The 18229-nt window shown below is 68.3% G+C and carries 17 protein-coding genes; 10 read left to right on the forward strand and 7 right to left on the reverse strand.

The window, feature by feature from the left end; all coding sequences use genetic code 11:
* Nucleotides 1-240: 240 nt before the first annotated feature.
* The 3 genes from ACWDPV_RS15170 to ACWDPV_RS15180 all read left to right on the forward strand — a co-directional run bounded on the left by ACWDPV_RS15170 (nt 241) and on the right by ACWDPV_RS15180 (nt 2572).
* Nucleotides 241-957, forward strand: a complete 717-nt coding sequence (locus ACWDPV_RS15170; protein ID WP_449743651.1) for a tetratricopeptide repeat protein — start codon at nt 241-243, stop codon at nt 955-957.
* A gap of 147 nt (nt 958-1104) precedes the next feature.
* Nucleotides 1105-1695, forward strand: a complete 591-nt coding sequence (locus ACWDPV_RS15175) for a sigma-70 family RNA polymerase sigma factor (RefSeq protein ID WP_348802654.1) — start codon at nt 1105-1107, stop codon at nt 1693-1695.
* Nucleotides 1667-2572: an anti-sigma-D factor RsdA gene (locus tag ACWDPV_RS15180; RefSeq protein WP_449743652.1), complete on the forward strand. Its 906-nt coding sequence runs from the start codon at nt 1667-1669 to the stop codon at nt 2570-2572. The genes ACWDPV_RS15175 and ACWDPV_RS15180 overlap by 29 nt, the downstream gene beginning before the upstream one ends.
* Nucleotides 2573-2723: 151 nt before the next feature.
* Here ACWDPV_RS15180 and ACWDPV_RS15185 read toward each other — a convergent pair whose 3' ends face one another.
* Nucleotides 2724-3113 (reverse strand): DUF5319 domain-containing protein, encoded by a 390-nt coding sequence (locus ACWDPV_RS15185; protein ID WP_449743653.1) that lies wholly within the window; start codon nt 3111-3113, stop codon nt 2724-2726.
* A 132-nt stretch (nt 3114-3245) separates the two neighbouring features.
* Between ACWDPV_RS15185 and guaB the strand changes: the two genes are divergently transcribed.
* The 3 genes from guaB (at nt 3246) to ACWDPV_RS15200 (ending at nt 7821) form a co-directional block, all read left to right on the forward strand.
* The gene (gene guaB, locus ACWDPV_RS15190; RefSeq protein ID WP_449743654.1) at nt 3246-4757 is read left to right on the forward strand and encodes an IMP dehydrogenase; all 1512 of its coding nucleotides are present in this window, start codon (nt 3246-3248) and stop codon (nt 4755-4757) included.
* A 105-nt stretch (nt 4758-4862) separates the two neighbouring features.
* On the forward strand, nt 4863-6005 hold the full coding sequence (locus ACWDPV_RS15195) for a GuaB3 family IMP dehydrogenase-related protein (protein ID WP_449743655.1): 1143 nt from the start codon (nt 4863-4865) through the stop codon (nt 6003-6005).
* 64 nt (nt 6006-6069) lie between these two features.
* Nucleotides 6070-7821, forward strand: a complete 1752-nt coding sequence (locus ACWDPV_RS15200) for a GMC family oxidoreductase N-terminal domain-containing protein (protein WP_449743656.1) — start codon at nt 6070-6072, stop codon at nt 7819-7821.
* Between the two features lie 195 nt (nt 7822-8016).
* Here ACWDPV_RS15200 and ACWDPV_RS15205 read toward each other — a convergent pair whose 3' ends face one another.
* The 3 genes from ACWDPV_RS15205 to ACWDPV_RS15215 are packed head-to-tail and all read right to left on the reverse strand — an operon-like array spanning nt 8017 to nt 9941.
* Nucleotides 8017-8619 carry an energy-coupling factor transporter transmembrane component T family protein gene (locus ACWDPV_RS15205; RefSeq protein WP_449743657.1) on the reverse strand — a complete coding sequence of 201 codons (603 nt, stop codon included), beginning with the start codon at nt 8617-8619 and terminating at the stop codon, nt 8017-8019.
* On the reverse strand, nt 8616-9290 hold the full coding sequence (locus ACWDPV_RS15210) for an energy-coupling factor ABC transporter ATP-binding protein (protein ID WP_449743658.1): 675 nt from the start codon (nt 9288-9290) through the stop codon (nt 8616-8618). The genes ACWDPV_RS15205 and ACWDPV_RS15210 overlap by 4 nt, the downstream gene beginning before the upstream one ends.
* Before the next feature lie 36 nt (nt 9291-9326).
* The gene (locus tag ACWDPV_RS15215) at nt 9327-9941 is read right to left on the reverse strand and encodes a biotin transporter BioY (protein WP_449743659.1); all 615 of its coding nucleotides are present in this window, start codon (nt 9939-9941) and stop codon (nt 9327-9329) included.
* Nucleotides 9942-10041: 100 nt separating this feature from the next.
* Between ACWDPV_RS15215 and guaA the strand changes: the two genes are divergently transcribed.
* Entirely contained in the window at nt 10042-11631 is a 1590-nt protein-coding gene (gene guaA, locus ACWDPV_RS15220; protein ID WP_449743660.1) for a glutamine-hydrolyzing GMP synthase, read from the forward strand.
* A 29-nt stretch (nt 11632-11660) separates the two neighbouring features.
* Here the strand turns inward: guaA and ACWDPV_RS15225 are convergent, their stop codons facing one another.
* Together ACWDPV_RS15225 and ACWDPV_RS15230 are read right to left on the reverse strand one after the other, a co-directional pair.
* Nucleotides 11661-11933: a hypothetical protein gene (locus ACWDPV_RS15225; protein WP_449743661.1), complete on the reverse strand. Its 273-nt coding sequence runs from the start codon at nt 11931-11933 to the stop codon at nt 11661-11663.
* Nucleotides 11930-13273 (reverse strand): PspC domain-containing protein, encoded by a 1344-nt coding sequence (locus tag ACWDPV_RS15230; protein ID WP_449743662.1) that lies wholly within the window; start codon nt 13271-13273, stop codon nt 11930-11932. Before ACWDPV_RS15230 ends, ACWDPV_RS15225 begins: the two co-directional genes overlap by 4 nt.
* Nucleotides 13274-13582: 309 nt before the next feature.
* On the opposite strand from ACWDPV_RS15230, the gene ACWDPV_RS15235 reads away from it, so the two are divergent.
* Both ACWDPV_RS15235 and ACWDPV_RS15240 read left to right on the forward strand, forming a co-directional pair.
* A complete protein-coding gene (locus ACWDPV_RS15235; RefSeq protein ID WP_449743663.1) occupies nt 13583-14857 on the forward strand; it encodes a PspC domain-containing protein in 1275 nt (424 codons plus the stop codon).
* Entirely contained in the window at nt 14854-15552 is a 699-nt protein-coding gene (locus ACWDPV_RS15240) for a response regulator (RefSeq protein WP_449743664.1), read from the forward strand. The genes ACWDPV_RS15235 and ACWDPV_RS15240 overlap by 4 nt, the downstream gene beginning before the upstream one ends.
* 21 nt (nt 15553-15573) lie before the next feature.
* On the opposite strand, the gene ACWDPV_RS15245 is transcribed toward ACWDPV_RS15240, so the two are convergent.
* Nucleotides 15574-16881: a protein kinase domain-containing protein gene (locus ACWDPV_RS15245; RefSeq protein ID WP_449743665.1), complete on the reverse strand. Its 1308-nt coding sequence runs from the start codon at nt 16879-16881 to the stop codon at nt 15574-15576.
* A gap of 97 nt (nt 16882-16978) precedes the next feature.
* Between ACWDPV_RS15245 and ACWDPV_RS15250 the strand changes: the two genes are divergently transcribed.
* Nucleotides 16979-18070 (forward strand): Rv2578c family radical SAM protein, encoded by a 1092-nt coding sequence (locus tag ACWDPV_RS15250; protein WP_449743666.1) that lies wholly within the window; start codon nt 16979-16981, stop codon nt 18068-18070.
* Nucleotides 18071-18229 lie beyond the last annotated feature (159 nt).

The raw sequence follows: 18229 nt of genomic DNA on the forward strand, positions 1-18229 counted from the left end.
GGGTGTCGACGTGGTCGTGCGGGAGGGGCGGCACGCCGATGCGGCGATTAACGTAATAGAAACATTGACGTCATCGCCCATTGACCTCGGAAGGGTTTTTAACAATTGTGTCGCCGGGTTAAATTCATGCTAACTGGTTCTTTTGAGGGTGATCCGGACCACGTTTCGCCAGGTGATCGACGTTGGGCGGCATGGTCGGAGGCCGTCGAGATCGGTGCGCGGGGATATGGGTGTGTGGCCATGACCCGCCTCGACGAGGTCGGTCTCGTCGCCCGACGCATGGGCGATGCGCGTCTGGCGGCCCTGTCGGCGAGTGCGGGTGCGTCGCTGGTGCGGCAATCGGGTCGGCACGATGATGCGCTGATGCGTGACGGTCGGGCGCTGGCCCTCGTCGACCCACGGCCCGACGCCAACGACCCGTGGGCCGTCGCGGCGTTGGCCGACGTGATGGTGAACCTCGCGGCCGACAATCTCGGCCTCGGCCGTTTCGCTGCCTCCGAACGCCTCCTGAATCGAGCGGACCGGGTGCTGGCACCCCAGGACCCCGTCGGCGAGGACTGGGTGACCGGTCGTCCGCGGGTGCGGTTGTTCTGGGTCCGGGCCGAGTGGGCCCTCTACACCGGTGATCCCGCGACGGCGCTGACCGAGGCACGGCGGGCACTGGCCCTGGTACGGCGTTTCGGTACCGCCGCACCGCCACGACACCGCATCAAGACCGAACTCATCGTCGCCGCGGCGGTGGCCGCGTCCGGTGACGCCGATCCGGCGATCCGCACGGCCCGTCGGCTGCGTGCCGAGGCCGCCGCGGCCGACCTGATGCCGTTGGAATGGGCGGCGCTGTCGCTGCTGGTCGGTATCGGGGATGACGACGAACCCGTCCGCGCCGATCTCGACGACCGGTATCGGTTGCTGTACACGCGCGGCATGCCGTTCGTGACCGTGACAAACGATCGCTAAGGTGTCTGCTTGGGGTCCACCGCCCGGCCACGCCGCCTGGTCGCCGACGCGATGGCCTTCGTCGCCGCGCTTCGCCGGGCGGGAAATGGCCGATAAGGGCTGGTGAGACCAGTCACACAACGTGTAACGCGGGGATCAGTACTGACGATGAAGCTGACAGGTGATGAGTTGGACGCCGCCGTCCACGCCGCAAGGCAGGGCGACCGCGCAGCGCTCACGTCAGTTCTCGAAAGTGTGCATGAGCCGATCCTGCGCTACTGCCGAGGGCGAATCGGGGTCGGAGAACGACATCTGTTCTCCGCCGACGACATTGCTCAGGAGGCGTTGATGGCGGTGATGACGGCCTTGCCCAGGTATCAGGATCAGGGCAAACCGTTCATGGCCTTCGTTTATGGGATCGCTTCGCACAAGGTGGCCGACGCGATGCGGGTCGCCGGGCGGGTCAAGGCCGACCCGGTCGACGAGGTGCCCGATGTGACCACCGTCCTCGGTGGCCCCGAGCAGGCGGCACTCGAATCCGATGCGAGTCGGCAGATGAGGCAGCTGATGTCGGTGCTACCGGACAAGCAGCGGGAGATCCTGGTGCTGCGGCTGGTCGTCGGGATGTCGGCGGAGGAGACCGCCGACGCCGTCGGGAGTACACCGGGCGCGGTCCGGGTGGCCCAGCATCGAGCGCTGGCGAAACTGAAAGACGAGCTGAGGAAGGCAGGTGGACGACGTGATGAACGACGAGCGTGATCGGCGTCGCCCGCTGCCGGATCGTCGGCCGTCGGGGGACGCGTCCGGAGCCGGGCAGCGGCGGGGATATGTGCCATCGGGCGCCCCCGACGATTCCATCGATGTGCGAGAGGTGCATGTCGATGACGCATTTCTCGATGCGCTCTCGCGCGACCTGTCCACTCCGACCAGGGATCCGGCCGAGTATGAACTCGCGGTCCTGTTGTCGGGGTGGCGGCATGACGTCATCGGCGCAGCCGAACCGCCGCTACCGGCCCTCGACGAGGTCGAACGCGCGATGGCCGCCGAGATGCCCACCCGCCGCGCCGCCGGGGTGGTCCGTTCGCTGCGGATCGTCGCCGGGGCGGCCGCGATCGCGGTGGTGGCGGCTGCCGGCCTGACCGTCGTCAGTGAAGGCGCCCAGCCCGGGGATCCGCTCTGGGGTGTGAAGAAGGTGGTCTTCGCACAGGCGGCGTCGGAGACCCAGGCCGCCTACGACGTGCGCTCGGATCTCGAGCAGGCCGAGGCGGCGCTCGCGGCCGGCGACACCACGCAGGCGCAGCAGCTGATCGAACGTGCCCAGAGCAAGATGGGGCCGGTATCGGATTCGGGTACTCGTGAACAGATGACCCAGTGGATCAATCGATTGCGCTCCGACGAGTCGAGCCGTCCGTCGACGTCGACCACGCGCAGCGGCTCGGCGTCGGTGGAGCCGACACCGCCCACCGATGACACGGACGCGACCACGCCGGATACATCGGAACCGACGAATCAGACCACCGTTCCCAGTGTGCCGCGGACCAGTCAGGTGCCCACGTCGGGGGAGGTCCCGGTGCCGACCAGTGGAGGCGTACCGAGCAGCACGGCCGCGGCGTCGACGGTCCTGAGGCCGAGCTGATCCGAGTTCGGCGCTGATCTGAGTTCGGCGCTGATCTGAGTTCGGCGCTGATCTGGCCCCGCGCTTGTGTGAGAACCGGCCGCTCCAAGTGCCCGATCCGATCTGCGCCCGATCCGCGATCTGCGCAGGGGCGGGCGGAGCGCTCAGCCGTTCAGCGTTCGCTGCCGAGGTGCCCGTGGGCGTCGGCGTAGCCGCGGCAGTAATCCCAGGTGACGTAATCGTCCGGACGCGGGTCGACGGCCGGCTCGTGCGGGCGCACGGTGCCGTCGATCAGCAGTTGTAAGAGGTTGGCGCGCAACATATCCCAGTCGTGATAGTGATCCTCGTGGCAGTCCTCGCAGACCACCACGAGACCACGGACCCCGCGGTGGGCCAGCAGGGCCTCGTAGACGGCGAGATCGGCCAGATCCTCCTCGACGGCCAGCCGCTCGTTCTCGTCGAGGGGGATACCCGGTTCGACGGAGTCCAATGCCGACGCCGGATCGCTGGGATCATCGGCGAACGGGTCCGGTGGTAGGCCCGGTGGAAGGTGGTCACGCACCCCACCACCGTAGCCGATGTCGCGTGACCTGCGCCGCATCGGTTCCACAGATCGACGACCCGATCCGGTGCGGTCGACGTGACCCAGATCGCCGTATTCGGTTTCCCCAGAAACGCCCGATACCATGGACCGATGACACACGTGCGCACCGGTGGAGACGATCCCGGGAAGGTCGCGATGCTCGGCCTGACCTTCGACGACGTCCTGTTGCTGCCCTCGGCATCGGATGTGATCCCGAGCGAGGCCGACACCTCGTCGCAACTGACCAAGAAGATCTCGTTGCGGGTCCCGCTGGTGAGTTCGGCGATGGACACCGTCACCGAGGCCCGGATGGCCATCGCGATGGCCCGCTCCGGTGGCATGGGTGTCCTGCACCGCAATCTGTCCATCGAGGATCAGGCCTCGCAGGTCGAAACCGTGAAGCGTTCCGAGGCCGGCATGGTGACCGACCCGGTGACCTGTTCGCCGACCAACACCCTCGCCGAGGTCGACGCGATGTGTGCGCGCTACCGCATCTCGGGTCTGCCCGTCGTCGACGGCACCGGTGAACTCGTCGGCATCATCACCAACCGTGACATGCGTTTCGAGGTCGATCAGGACCGCGCCGTGTCGGAGGTGATGACCAAGGCGCCGCTGATCACCGCGCAGGAGGGAGTGTCCGCCGAAGCCGCGCTGGGCCTGTTGCGGCGCAACAAGGTCGAGAAACTGCCCATCGTCGACGGCAACGGACGTCTGACCGGTCTGATCACCGTCAAGGACTTCGTCAAGACCGAACAGCATCCGTTCGCCACCAAGGATTCCGACGGACGACTGCTCGTCGGCGCCGCGGTCGGCACCGGCGATTCACAGTGGGACCGCGCGATGGCACTGGCCGACGTGGGCGCCGACGTGATCATCGTTGACACCGCGCACGCCCACAATCGACTCGTGTTGGACATGGTCTCCAAGCTCAAGGCCGAGATCGGCGACCGCGTGGAGATCGTCGGCGGCAACGTCGCCACCCGGGAGGCTGCGCAGGCCCTCGTGGACGCCGGAGCCGACGCCGTCAAGGTGGGTGTCGGGCCCGGCTCGATCTGCACCACGCGAGTGGTCGCCGGGGTCGGCGCGCCCCAGATCACCGCGATCCTCGAGGCGGTCACGGTCTGTCAGGCCGCCGGTGTGCCGGTGATCGCCGACGGCGGGCTGCAGTACTCCGGTGACATCGCCAAGGCGCTGGCGGCGGGGGCGTCCACGGCGATGCTCGGCTCGCTGTTGGCCGGTACCGCCGAGGCCCCGGGTGATCTGATCCTGGTGAACGGCAAGCAGTTCAAGAGTTACCGCGGCATGGGCTCGCTCGGCGCGATGCAGGGCCGCGGACAGGCCAAGTCGTACTCCAAGGACCGTTACTTCCAGGACGATGTCCTCAAGGAGGAGAAGCTGGTGCCGGAGGGGATCGAGGGCCGGGTGCCCTTCCGTGGTCCGCTGAGTCAGGTGATCCACCAGCTCGTCGGTGGGTTGCGTGCGGCGATGGGCTACACGGGGGCGTCGACGATCCCGGAGCTGCAGCACGCGCGCTTCGTCCAGATCACCGCGGCCGGGCTCAAGGAGTCGCATCCGCACGACATCACCCTGACCGCCGAGGCGCCCAACTACTATTCACGCTGACGGCCTCGCCGGTGGCTCTCCACGCCGGCGGCTCCCGCCGTCGGCGAATCGTGATCTCGCCACACCGACGACCTCGGTGTGCGCAGAACCAGAAAGGCGCTCTCGGTGCATGACCTCGTGGACCTCGGCATGGGTCGCACGGCCCGGCAGACGTTCGAACTCGACGACATCAGCATCGTGCCGTCGCGACGGACCCGCTCGTCCAAGGACGTGTCGACCGCATGGCAGATCGACGCCTACCGGTTCGATGCGCCCATCCTGAGCCATCCGACCGATGCGCTGGTGTCGCCGGCCGTCGCCGTCGAGCTCGGGCGTCTCGGCGCGCTCGGCGTGATCAACGGCGAGGGGCTCTGGGCCCGGCATCGTGATGTCGAGGACAAGATCGCCGAGCTGATCGAGCTGGCGTCCACCGATCCGGATCCGCAGGCGGCCGTCCGGCGCCTGCAGGAGCTGCATTCTGCTCCACTCGACACCGACCTGCTGGCCGAGGCGGTCGCCACCGTGCGCGACGCCGGAGTGACCACGGCGGTGCGGGTCAGTCCGCAACACGCACCCGAACTGACCCCGGCGCTGCTGGCCGCGGGTGTGGAGATCCTGGTGGTGCACGGCACGATCATCTCCGCCGAACACGTCGTGCAGGGCGCGGAGCATCCGCTCAACCTCAAGACCTTCATCGCCGACCTCGAGATCCCGGTGATCGCCGGTGGCGTCCACGATCACCGCACCGCGCTGCATCTCATGCGCACCGGCGCGGCCGGTGTGATCGTCGGATACGGGTCCACGGCCGGTGCCACCACCACCGGTGAGGTCCTGGGCATCGGGGTGCCGATGGCGACCGCGATCGCCGATGCCGCCGCGGCGCGTCGTGACTACCTCGACGAGACCGGTGGCCGCTATGTGCACGTGATCGCCGACGGTGACATCCACACCTCCGGTGATCTGGCGAAGGCGATCGCCTGTGGTGCCGACGCGGCCGTGCTCGGCACGCCGCTGGCCGCGGCCGCCGAGGCACCCGGTGGCGGGTGGTACTGGCCGTCGGCCGCAGCCCATCCGGATACGCCGCGTGGGACGATGCTGCAGGTGTCCACCCCGGAGGATCGGCCGAGTTTGGAGAAGGTGCTCACCGGTCCTTCCGACGACCCGTACGGTGAGCTGAATCTCGTTGGTGCTCTGCGTCGTTCGATGGCAAAGGCCGGGTACTCCGACCTCAAGGAGTTCCAGCGGGTCGGTCTGACCGTCCATCGCTGACCGGTGTCACGGCGGGAACGAGACCCGGACCACCCGATGTGACAACGGGTATTAGTATGTTTTCATGGCAGCCCACCATGGATCGACCCAGTTCGACGTGCTCATCATCGGATCCGGCTTCGGCGGCAGCGTCAGCGCGCTGCGTCTGGTGGAGAAGGGGTACCGCGTCGGTGTGATCGAGGCCGGCCGGCGCTTCGAGGACGCGGACTTCGCCAAGACCAGCTGGCGCCTCAGCAAGTGGCTGTGGGCGCCGAAATTGGGGCTCTACGGCATCCAACGCATCCACGCCCTCAAGGACGTGATGATCATGGCCGGCGCCGGGGTCGGCGGCGGTTCGCTGAACTACGCCAACACGCTGTACAAGCCACCCACACCGTTCTTCACCGATCCGCAGTGGAACCACATCACCGACTGGGAGGACGAACTCACTCCCTACTACGAGCAGGCGCGCCGCATGCTCGGGGTGGTCACCAATCCGACGTTCACCGAGTCGGATCGGGTGATCAAGGAGGTCGCCGACGAGATGGGAGTCGGCGACACCTTCACCGCGACACCGGTCGGGGTGTTCTTCGGTGCCAAAACCGGTCTGGCCGGCGAGCCCGGACAGACGGTGCCCGACCCGTACTTCGGCGGCGCCGGACCCGAGCGCACGGCGTGCACCGAATGCGGGGCGTGCATGACCGGTTGCCGGGTGGGCGCCAAGAACACCCTGATGAAGAACTACCTCGGCCTCGCCGAACGCGCCGGTGCGCAGATCATCGACCGCACCACCGTCGACGCGATCAGCCAGGACGCGGACGGCACCTGGCGGGTCGGTACGCACGGGTCGTCGTCCTGGGGACCGGTGGGTGCGCGACGACGCACCTTCACCGCCGATCAGGTGATCGTCGCCGCCGGAACCTTCAACACCCAGCGCCTGATGCATCATGCGAAACGTTCGACGCTACCGAAGATCTCGGACGCGATGGGTCGGCTGACCCGCACCAACTCGGAGTCGATTCTCGGTGCGATGGCCGCGAAATATGATCCGGCACATGATTATTCGCAGGGTGTGGCGATCACGTCGTCATTTCATCCGGAGGCCAACACGCACATCGAGCCGGTGCGCTACGGCAAGGGGTCCAATGCGATCGCCTACCTGCAGACCGCGCTGACCGACGGCGGCAGTCCGCTGAATCGGTTCGGCCAGTTCCTGCGTCAGGTGATCACCAACCCGTTCGTGATGGTGCGCCTGCTGTATGTCCGGAAGTGGAGCCAGCGCACCGTGATCGCGCTGGTGATGCAGAACAACAACAACTCGCTGACCACCTTCGTCCGACGCCGCGGGCCGCTGCGCTACATCACCAGCAAGCAGGGCCACGGTGAACCCAACCCCACGTGGATTCCCCAGGGCAACGAGGCAACTCGTCGTATCGCCGACAAACTCCCCGGCGGGATCGCCGGCGGCACCTGGGGTGACATCGTCAACATGCCGCTCACCGCGCACTACCTCGGTGGCTGCGCGATCTCCGATGATCCCGCCACCGGCGTGATCGATGCGTATCACCGGGTGTGGAACTATCCCACCCTGCACATCACCGACGGTGCGGCCATCTCGGCGAATCTCGGGGTGAATCCGTCACTGTCGATCTGCGCGCAGGCCGAGCGGGCGATCGCGTTGTGGCCCAACAAGGGACAGGACGATCAGCGGCCCGAGCAGAGCGGCGGCTACCGGCGGATCGGTGCCGTGGCACCGGCGCATCCGGTGGTTCCCGCCGACGCGCCCGGGGCACTGCGGTTGCCGCTCACGCCGGTGTACCACGTCGACGCCTCCTGACCTCACGAGTACTGGCACGCGAGCGCCTCGAGATGAGTCCGGGCGTGTCGCGCTGCCTGCTGCGGGGCGGAGTTGATGAAGGGGCAAGTACCCGGTGAGGCTCGGTGTCCTCATCCATGACGGATGGCGGGGTGCGAGCCGGCATCTCGACGGAGGTCGATGCGGCCTCGCTCGAGCGCATCCACGATGAGGTGTTCAGTCCAGTCCGCGCGCGCTGAGGCTCTCGGCGAAACCGTCGGCGGTGCGCAGTGCGCCGAGCACGATGGGCGCCACCAGGATTCGTGGGCCGGGCCGCAACCCGCGGGCCCGTCGGGCCTCGTCGACCTGAGTGGCGATCTCGACGATCAGCGGGATCGCGCGGATGGTCAGGGCCAGTGCGATGGCGATGAGATCGGTGCGAACCCCGAATCGGCGCAACGGGTTCAACGCCCGAGTCATCGACTCGAGCATGTCGGTGGTGCGCGTGGTCAGGGTGACCGCGGCCGCGAGCATCACCGACAGGGCGAGCACCCCGCACACCAGGACCGCTCGGTGCCAGTCGGTGAAGATCACCTGGAAGACGAAGATGAACACCAGGATCCACAGCAGGGGTCGGAACTGCCGCCACGCGGTGACCGGGCCGATCCCGGCGAGGGCGTAGAGCACCACCACGCCACCGGCGACGATGCCGAGCGAGGCCGCCGACCGCACGCCCACGGTGATCGCCACGATGGCGACGGCCAGGCCGAGGAGTTTGATTCCGGGGGGCAGGCGATGGAGCGCGCTGTGGCCGGGCTGGTAGATGCCCAGCGGATTCACGCCATCATCTTCCGGTAGGCCGCCAAGGCGGGGCCGGGGCCGTCGTCGACGGCGATCCGCCCGTCGTCGACGACGAGGATCCGGTCGACGTCGGCGACCAGGTCGAGATCGTGGCTGACCACGATGAGCTGTTCGTCGAGTGCGGCGAAGACCCGCCGCATCATCGCGCTGTTGCGCAGATCGAGCAGCGTCGTCGGTTCGTCGGCGACGATGATGCTCGGCTCGGTGACGAAGATCGATGCCAGTGCGAGGAGTTGTTTCTGCCCGCCGGACAGTCGACCCGCGGGGTGATCGGCGTGGTCGGCGAGGTCGAAGCGTTCCAGAACCGCCATCGTGCGTTCGGCGCGTTCGGCCTTGGACAGTTCGGTACGGGTCAGCGACAACTCGATGTCCTCACGCACCGTGGGCATGATGATCTGCCGGTCGGGATCGGAGAAGACGAACCCGACCTCGCGCCGGATGCGGCGTTTGTTCTTCGCAGTGGGCAGACCGTTGACCGTGACGCTGCCCCGGTCGGGGATCACCAGCGCGTTGATCATCCGGGCCAGGGTGGATTTGCCGCTGCCATTGGCACCCACGATGCCGATCCGGTGTTCGGTGAGGCGCAGCGAGATGTCGCGCAGCACGGTGCGGTCGCCGTACGTGTGTGAGACGCCCTCGAACTCGATCATGCCGCCTCGATCACGACGCCTCCATCGCGCTGTGCGTCAGTTCGCGGTCGCACGGCGAGCCGACCGGCGCAGCGGGGTGATCAGTCCCGGCCATCCGCGGTGCACCTGAGATGCCACCAGGGCGGCGACGACGGCCTTGATGAGATCGCCGATCAGGAAGGTCCCGTTCGTGGTGATCGCGGCCCACAGGGTGAGGTCGGTGCGGATCAGCAGACCCGCGACGCCGAACGCGTAGAGCACGACCGTGCCACCGAGCAGGTTGATGATGATGCCCCACCAGAACCGGTACCGGGGCATCATCAGCGCAGTGAGAAGGCCGATGACGATGACGGCGGGCAGGAACCCGACGAAGTAGCCGGCCGTGGGCGAGGCCAGGGCGGTGAGACCACTGCGGCCGCCGGAGAGGATGGGCAGGCCCGCGATGGCCAGCGCCATGAAGATGACCACCGCGAGGGTGCCCTTCTTGGGGCCCAGCACAGCACCGGCGAGCATCACCCCGAGCGTCTGGAAGGTGATGGGCACACCGCTGGTCCCGATGTTGATCGTCCCCGGCAGACCGAGCGCCGCGATGAGTGCGGCGAACACCGCCGCCTGGGTGATGTCGGAGATGGTCAGTGACCAGGGGGTATCACGAGTATCTGAAGTAGTCATCGCGGACATCGAGTATTCCACCCCGACTCGTGCGTCCGGAACCCGAGGGCGGCCGACGGGCTCGGCCGACGGCCAGGGGGGAAGCCACTAGACTCGCCTCGTGACCGATTCTGAAGGATTCATCGACGGCCCGCGCCCGGTCCTCGTCGTCGACTTCGGGGCCCAGTACGCCCAGCTCATCGCCCGCCGTGTCCGTGAGGCCCGCATCTACTCCGAGGTGATCAGCCACGACGCGCCGCTGGAGGAGTTCACGGCCAAGAATCCGGTGGCGCTGGTGCTCTCCGGCGGGCCGTCGTCGGTGTACGCCGAGGATGCGCCGTCCATCGATCCGGCCATCCTGGACCTCGGTGTTCCGGTGTTCGGCATCTGCTACGGCTTCCAGTCGATGGCCGCCGCACTCGGGGGTGTGGTCGCAAATACGGGCGGACGCGAATTCGGGCGCACGACCTTGACCCTCGACGGCGACGGCGGAGTGTTGCATCAGGGACTCACCGACACCGCGCCGGTGTGGATGAGCCACAACGATGCCGTGCAGACCGCGCCCGAAGGGTTCGACGTCACCGGGTCGACGCCGGGCGCACCGGTGGCCGCCTTCGAGAATGTCGAACGCCGGATGGCCGGGGTTCAGTACCACCCCGAGGTGCTGCACACCCCGCACGGCCAGCAGGTGCTCACCCGTTTCCTCTACGAGATCGCCGGGCTCGAGGCCACCTGGACGCCGGCGAACATCGCCGACGCCCTCATCGACCAGGTGTCCGATCAGATCGGCGACGGACTGGCGATCTGCGGTCTGTCCGGTGGCGTCGACTCCGCGGTGGCCGCCGCGCTGGTGCAGCGGGCCATCGGCGATCGGCTGACCTGCGTGTTCGTCGACCATGGGCTGCTGCGGGCGGGTGAACGTGAGCAGGTGCAACACGACTTCGTCGGGGCGACCGGCGCCAAACTGGTCACCGTCGACGCCGCCGACACCTTCCTGTCGGAGCTGGCCGGGGTGAGTGATCCCGAGACCAAGCGCAAGATCATCGGCCGCGAGTTCATCCGGTCCTTCGAGGGTGCGGTGACCGACGTGCTCGGCGATCACGCCGAGGACGGACAGAAGGTCGACTTCCTGGTGCAGGGCACCCTGTACCCGGACGTCGTCGAATCGGGCGGTGGCAGTGGCACCGCCAACATCAAGAGCCATCACAACGTCGGTGGGCTCCCCGAAGACCTGGAGTTCTCCCTGGTCGAGCCGCTGCGGCTGCTGTTCAAAGACGAGGTCCGCGCCGTCGGACGCGAGTTGGGCCTGCCGGAGGAGATCGTCGGCCGGCAGCCCTTCCCGGGGCCGGGTCTGGCGATCCGCATCGTCGGCGAAGTGACCGCCGACCGGCTGGAGATGCTCCGCAAGGCCGATCTGATCGCCCGCGAGGAACTGACCGCGGCAGGACTGGACGGACAGATCTGGCAGTGTCCGGTGGTGCTGCTCGCCGACGTCCGCAGCGTCGGGGTGCAGGGTGACGGGCGGACCTACGGTCACCCGATCGTGCTGCGGCCGGTGTCGAGCGAGGACGCGATGACCGCCGACTGGACGCGGGTGCCGTATGAGGTGCTCGAGGTGATCTCCACCCGTATCACCAACGAGGTGCCCGACGTCAACCGTGTGGTCCTCGACGTGACGAGCAAGCCGCCGGGCACCATCGAGTGGGAGTGACGGTTCCCTCGGCGCCTCCGCGCCGGTTCTCAGCTTCGCCGGGATGAGCGCGTACCGCTGAGAATAAGGAGGGCACCGATCACCACGCCGACGCCGACCACGAGCCAGCCGAGCGTGGCCGGATCGGGCAGGGTCGGACCGTCGGCCAGACCCCATCCGGCCACCGCGAGTGCGGCGACGCCGATCAGGGCGACGCCGGGCGCGCGGCGTGATCGGTCTTCGGCGGTGCCGGGGACGTCGTCGCCGGAGGTGTGGTTGCCGAGGGCGTCGTTGTCGGGTGACGGCCCGCTCGCTGTGCTCATCGTCGGATCTCCACATTTCCCACGTTGGTGTGTGCATCGATGGTCAATACCGGCCCATCGGTGCCGTCGTCACCGCCGTCGAGTCCCTCCGGGCAGGTGTAGTCACCGACACCGGTGGAGCAAGTGGCCCGGATATTCATCCCTTCGGGGACCTCGACGTTGACCTCGCCGACCCCGTTGCGCAGTTCCACCCGGCGGTCGGTGGTCAGATCGATGCCACGCAGATCGAGCGTCATCTTGCCCATCCCCAGCGAGTAGGTGTCCCGGATGTCGTTCTCGCTCGGCGGTGTCCAGTGCCGTTCGCCGACCCCACCGGTCGGCATTCCCCAGTGGCGGTCATCGGGTCCCCAGGTGGTCAGCACCGTCGAGAACACCACGGCCACACCGAGTCCGATGGCCAGCGGCACCAGGGCACCGGGATGTGAACCCGGCCGATGACGACGCAAGCCCATCACGAGCGCCCCGGCACCGACGACGGCCAGGACCAGCGAGAGCATATGCGGCACGGTGAACCAGTCGGCGCCGGCCTGATGGGCGGCCGCCCCCGCGGCGGCGACGAGGACCGCGATGCCGATCACGATGAGCGCCATGGGTGAGCGTCGCGTCGGCGTCGGCGCCGGGGGCGGGGCCGACGCCGACGGTTCGGGCAGATCCCAGGCGAATCGTGCAGCGCCCAACGGGTCCCACGCCGGCGGGGTGCGATCAGCGAAGTCGGCGGCCGAGGCGGATGCCGGAATCGTGGCGGTGTCGTCGGGGTGGACCTTGGTCAGATCGACTGCGGCTGCAGTGGATTCGGTCCGCGGCGGCGGGCTGCCCGCGTCGATGCCTGCGGCCACCCGCACCGCGCGCGGCGTCCAGCGCTCGAATCGCTGGGGCGTCGACGGCCCGCGCAGCGTCGAGACGGCGGTCTCCGGCAGCGGCTCGGGGGTGCGCAGGTAGAGCAGCCACCAGCCGACGAGCATCAGGATTCCGCCGAGCAGACCCCCCGATCCCCACGGACCCGATGACCCGATCGAGGTGGCGATGATCACGACCACGACGACCAGCAGGATCATCGACGGATTACCGTGGCCGCCCCGCCTGTTGCCCGCCGGGTCGCCGCCCGGTGCCGGGGCCGCGGTGCTCGAGGGAAAGGCGATCCACGCGGCGATGTAGAGGATCAGTCCACTGCCACCGAAGACGGTCGCGACGACGAAGGCGACCTTCACCAACGTCGGGTCGACCCGGTAGCGGTTGCCGATCCCGATGCAGACGCCGGCGACCGTGCGGGGTGCGGCGGGCCGGACGGGCCGGGTGTCCCACAACCGCGAGACCTGGGTCCGAAACTGTGCGGTATCCATGACAGCCATCCTCGTCGCCGCACCGGTGCGGCCGCATCGGGGACCGACCCTGAGATCCACCCGGGATTCACCAGGGTCTACGGCATGTCGCCATTGCCCCCGGCTGCGTTGTCGTTGGCCACAATGGCTCCGCTATTGCTCCCCTTAGAGGCTCGTACCTCGCACCTCAGTACGAGGCCTCCTCCGCCTTGCGCGGGAACACATCGATTCCGCCAACCCCACGCAGAAGCAATGGGAGACACGCCCTAAGGGTGTCGTCTGGGGAACAACCCTGATGCCCGAACGGCGACGGCATGCCACTATCGAGTCATGGGTGTCGCCGAGGTGCAAACACCACCGCGGTTGCTGCGCCGCAGCGGTGGTCGGGTGATCGGTGGCGTCGCCGGTGGTGTCGCCGATCACCTCGGTGTCGACACCTTCCGCGTCCGAGTGGTTTTCGTCGTGTTGACGGCGATGGCCGGGGCGGGGGTGCTGGCCTACGGCCTGCTGTGGTTCTTCTGCCCGCCCGGCGACGACGTGGAGCCGCCGGCGCCGGGGGAGCGTCGCCAGGCGTACGGCCTAGCACTCATCGGCCTGGTCGCGATGATGGTGGTCGGCTTCGCCGCCTCGGGGACACCGGCGACCTACCTGGTTCCCCTGGTCTTCGTCGCGGTCGGGGCGAGCCTGGTGTGGCGGGAGTTCGACACCTCCACGCGTGTTCGCACCCACGGCCCGGTGGTCACCTGGTTGCGATTGGCCGGCGGTGCGGTGCTGGTGATCGGCGGGCTGGTGGTGATCGTGCTCGCCGGTACCCGCAACTTCAGCAGCCTGAGCACCACTCTGCTGGCCGTGGCGACCACCTTGATCGGGGTGGTGCTGTTGACGGTGCCGCTGTGGATGCGGATGTGGCGAGCCCTCAACGAGGAACGCGCCGCGCGCATCCGCAACGCCGAGCGCGAGGAGATCGCCTCCCATCTGCACGACTCCGTGCTGCAGACCCTGGCGCTGATCCAGAAGCAGGCGGCCAAACCCGACGAGGTCGCCCGCCTGGCCCGAAGCCAGGAAAGAGAGCTGCGCAGTTGGCTTTTCGGTGATCCGGCGCAGCGCGGCGGATCGTTGAGCGCGGCGTTGCGCAGCGTCGGCGCCGAGGTCGAGGATCACTACGGCATCGAGGTGGAGGTGGTCACCGTCGGCGATCTGTCACCGGATGCGGACACCGGTGCGCACCGGGCCGACAAGGTGGCGGCCAAACGCTGGCCCGCGCTCATCGGTGCCACGCGGGAGGCATTGGTCAACGCGGCCAAGCACTCCGGGGAGCGGAAGGTCGACATGTATCTCGAGGTCGGTGACGACGAGGTGGAGGTGTACGTGCGCGACCGTGGTGTCGGGTTCGATCCGGACAAGGTCGACGACGACCGCCACGGCGTGGCGGGCTCGATCGTCTCCCGCATCGAGCGGGTCGGTGGCCGCGTGTCGGTGGTGTCGGCGCCCGGGCGGGGAACCAATGTGCGCATGACCATTCCGCGTACCACGGTGCCGGCTGGGGAATCGGCGATGAGCGAGCAGACCGGCGAATCGGGTCTCCAGAACGGGAGGGCGTCATGACGATCACCGACGGTGCGGGCGAGCGGACCGAAGGGGAGCACCGGTATCGGGTGTTCCTCGTCGACGATCACGGCGTCTTCCGGTCGGGGGTCCGCGCCGAGTTGGCCGACGAGGACGGTCTGTCGGTGGCGGGTGAGGCCGGTTCGGTGGCCGAGGCCATCACCGGGATCACCCGGGTACGTCCCGATGTGGTGCTCCTCGACGTGCACATGCCCTCCGGTGGTGGGGTCGCGGTGCTGCGCGGTGTGGTCGACGCGATGGGTGCCGACGCCCCGGTGTTTCTGGCGCTCAGCGTGTCCGACGCGGCCGAGGATGTGATCGCGACGATCCGCGCCGGGGCGCGCGGGTACGTCACCAAGACGATCGACGGCGCGGAACTCGCCGACGCGATCCGGCGCGTCGCCGACGGTGATGCGGTGTTCAGTCCCCGGCTGGCCGGTTTCGTGCTCGACTCGTTCACCGGCAAGTCGTCGGTGCCCGAACCGCAACTCGACCCGGAACTGGACTCGCTGACGCGCCGGGAGCTCGAGGTGCTGCGGTTGTTGGCCCGGGGCTACACCTACCGGGAGATCGCCGAAGAACTGTTCATCTCGATCAAGACGGTCGAGACCCATGCCTCCAATGTGCTGCGAAAGACGCAGCAGTCCAACAGGAATGCGCTGACCCGATGGGCGGCGAACCGGCACATCGGGTGAGCGTGGGCCCGGATGCCAGGGTCACCCGGCCAGGGCGATCACCAGGACGACGACGCCGGCGAGGACCACGAAGAACAGGAACACCACCAGCGCCAGCAGGGCCGGCGAGGTCTGGGACCGCGGGGTCGGCGGCGGGATGTAGGAGGGCATGGCGTTGCTGTAGGAGGGCGGAGTGCCCGGGGGCGCGGTGCCACCGTAGGGCGGGATCGACGGGTTGGAGGCGAGCCCGGGTGTCGACGGCCCAGGGGCGAAGGGTGGTGGGGTGGCCACCCGGGTGGGGTGATAAGGAGATGAATTCGAGGGCGGTACAACAGAACCGCCGCTATCGCGGGCTCCGGGATCGCCGGTGCCGGGACCGCCGGTGCCGGGACCGCCGGACGGTGCCGGCGGCATGGTCTGGGGCCGGTGGGATGCGCCGATGCCCGCCCGCGACACCAGACTGGTGAGGACCTGTTCGGCGGTGCCGTGATCGCCGGCGGCCACCCGGGCCAGTTGATCGCGGGCCTGTTCCATGGTGATGCGGCGCCGGGGGCTGGGTTCGAGCATCCGCAGGAGTACCGGCTCGAGTGCGCCGGCCCGGGTCATCGGGTTGATCTGGGCGCGGGCCACCCGGTGCAACATCACCAGGGAGTTGTCGTCGACCCCGAACGGCGGTGTGCCCTCGACCATCGTGTAGATCGTGGCGCCCAGCGAATACACGTCGGACGCCTCCGCGGGTTCGTCACCGCGGGCGACCTCGGGTGCGAAATACGCGGGCGTCCCGGTGATCAGACCGGTCTGGGTGAGTGTCACATCGTCCTTGGCGCGGGAGATGCCGAAATCGGTGAGCTTCACCAGTCCGGCGTTGCGACCCCCGCCGGCGATGAGGATGTTGCCGGGTTTGATGTCGCGGTGGATGATCCCGGCGGCGTGGGCCTCGATCATCGCGTCGGCGACCTGGGCCCCGATCTTGGCGGCCTCGACGATGTCGATGGTGCTGGCGGAATGCAGGATCTGGGCGACGCTGCGCGAGGGTAGATACTCCATCACCAGCCACGGTTCGCCGCGTTCAAGGGCGACGTCGTGCATGGCGATCGCATTGCGGTGACTCAGCCGGGCGGCGATCCGTCCCTCGCGCATTGCCCGCTGCCGGACGTTCTCGGCGGAGTCCTCGGAGAGTCCTTCGGTGGAGAGCACCTGCTTCACCGCGACCTCACGGTCGAGGAGTTGATCCCGGGCAAGCCAGACGGTGCCCATTCCGCCGCCACCGATGCGCGAGATCAACCGGTAGCGGCCGGCCACCAGGTAGCTCGGCCCGGGGGTCGCGCGGGCATCGGTATCGGCGGGCATACCTCGAGATGATAGCCGGGGGATCGAACCGGCCCGCCGGGACAAGGGCGGGAGCGCCACGCTTGACATCACCTCGCACGCGTGTTCGACTTCTGGCATGCGATGGTCCGAACAGGCGATCGAAGCCGATGACGGCGCGCTCCCCGGTCTCGGTCGGGCGGGACTGGTCCGCAGTGTCTCGACTCCGGAGTTCGAGGGCGTCACCTTCCACGAGGTACTCGCCAGGAGTGCGCTCAATCAGGTGCCGGTCGAGTCGGGTCTGCCGTTCTCCTTCACGGTCAACACGTTTCGCGGGTGCACCCATGCCTGCCGCTATTGCTTTGCCCGGCCCACCCACGAATACCTCGATCTCGACGCGGGGCGGGATTTCGACACCCAGGTGGTGGTCAAACTCAACGTCGCCGCGGTGCTGCGCAAGGAGTTACGACGACGGTCCTGGCGGCGCGAACAGGTGGCGCTCGGAACCAACACCGACCCGTATCAGCGCGCCGAGGGACGCTATCGTCTGATGCCCGGGGTGATCTCGGCGCTGACGGAGTCGGGCACCCCGTTCTCGATCCTGACCAAGGGCACGCTGCTACGCCGCGATCTGCCGTTGCTGCGGCAGGCCGCCGGCCAGGTCTCGGTGGGACTCAGTGTGTCCCTTGCCTTTCACGATGCGGATCTGCAGAAGCAGATCGAACCCGGGACGCCGTCGCCCGCGGCGCGGCTGGCGCTGATCCGCGAGATCGCCGACGCCGGGTTCCAGCCACATGTGATGGTCGCGCCGGTGATCCCGTATCTCACCGACTCCGCCGCCCACCTCGATGCACTGCTCGAATCGTTGGCGCAGGCCGGGGCGAGTGGGGTGACGGCCTTTCCGATGCATCTGCGTGGCGCGACCAAGCCGTGGTTCCTGGGCTGGCTGGCCGAACATCATCCGGCGCTGATGCGGCGCTATCGCAGCCTGTACGGCCGCGGCGCCTATGTCACCCCGGAGTACTCGTCATGGTTGCGTGAGCGTATGCGCCCCTTGGTGATTCGCCATGGACTCGCGTCCGGGGGCGAGCATCGCGAGGTGGCATCGGGCGCCGTCGGCGCAGGTGTCGGAGTGGGCGGCGCGGCCGGAGTGCGCGGCGTGGGCCGCGTGGGTGGCGGTGATGACCTGGTGGCGACGCCGGCGGTACAACAGGTGCTGACCCTCTTCTGACTCTCACTCCCGTCGAGTGGGCGCTGTTTCCCGTCGAGTGGGCGCCGCTTCCTGTCGAGTGGGCGCTGTTTCCCGTCGAGCGGGCGCCGTTTCTCGTCGAGTGGGCGCTGTTTCCCGTCGAGCGGGCGCGGCCATTGGGGGAGTGCGCTCACCGGCGCT

The organism is Gordonia sp. NPDC003504, assembly GCF_053587995.1.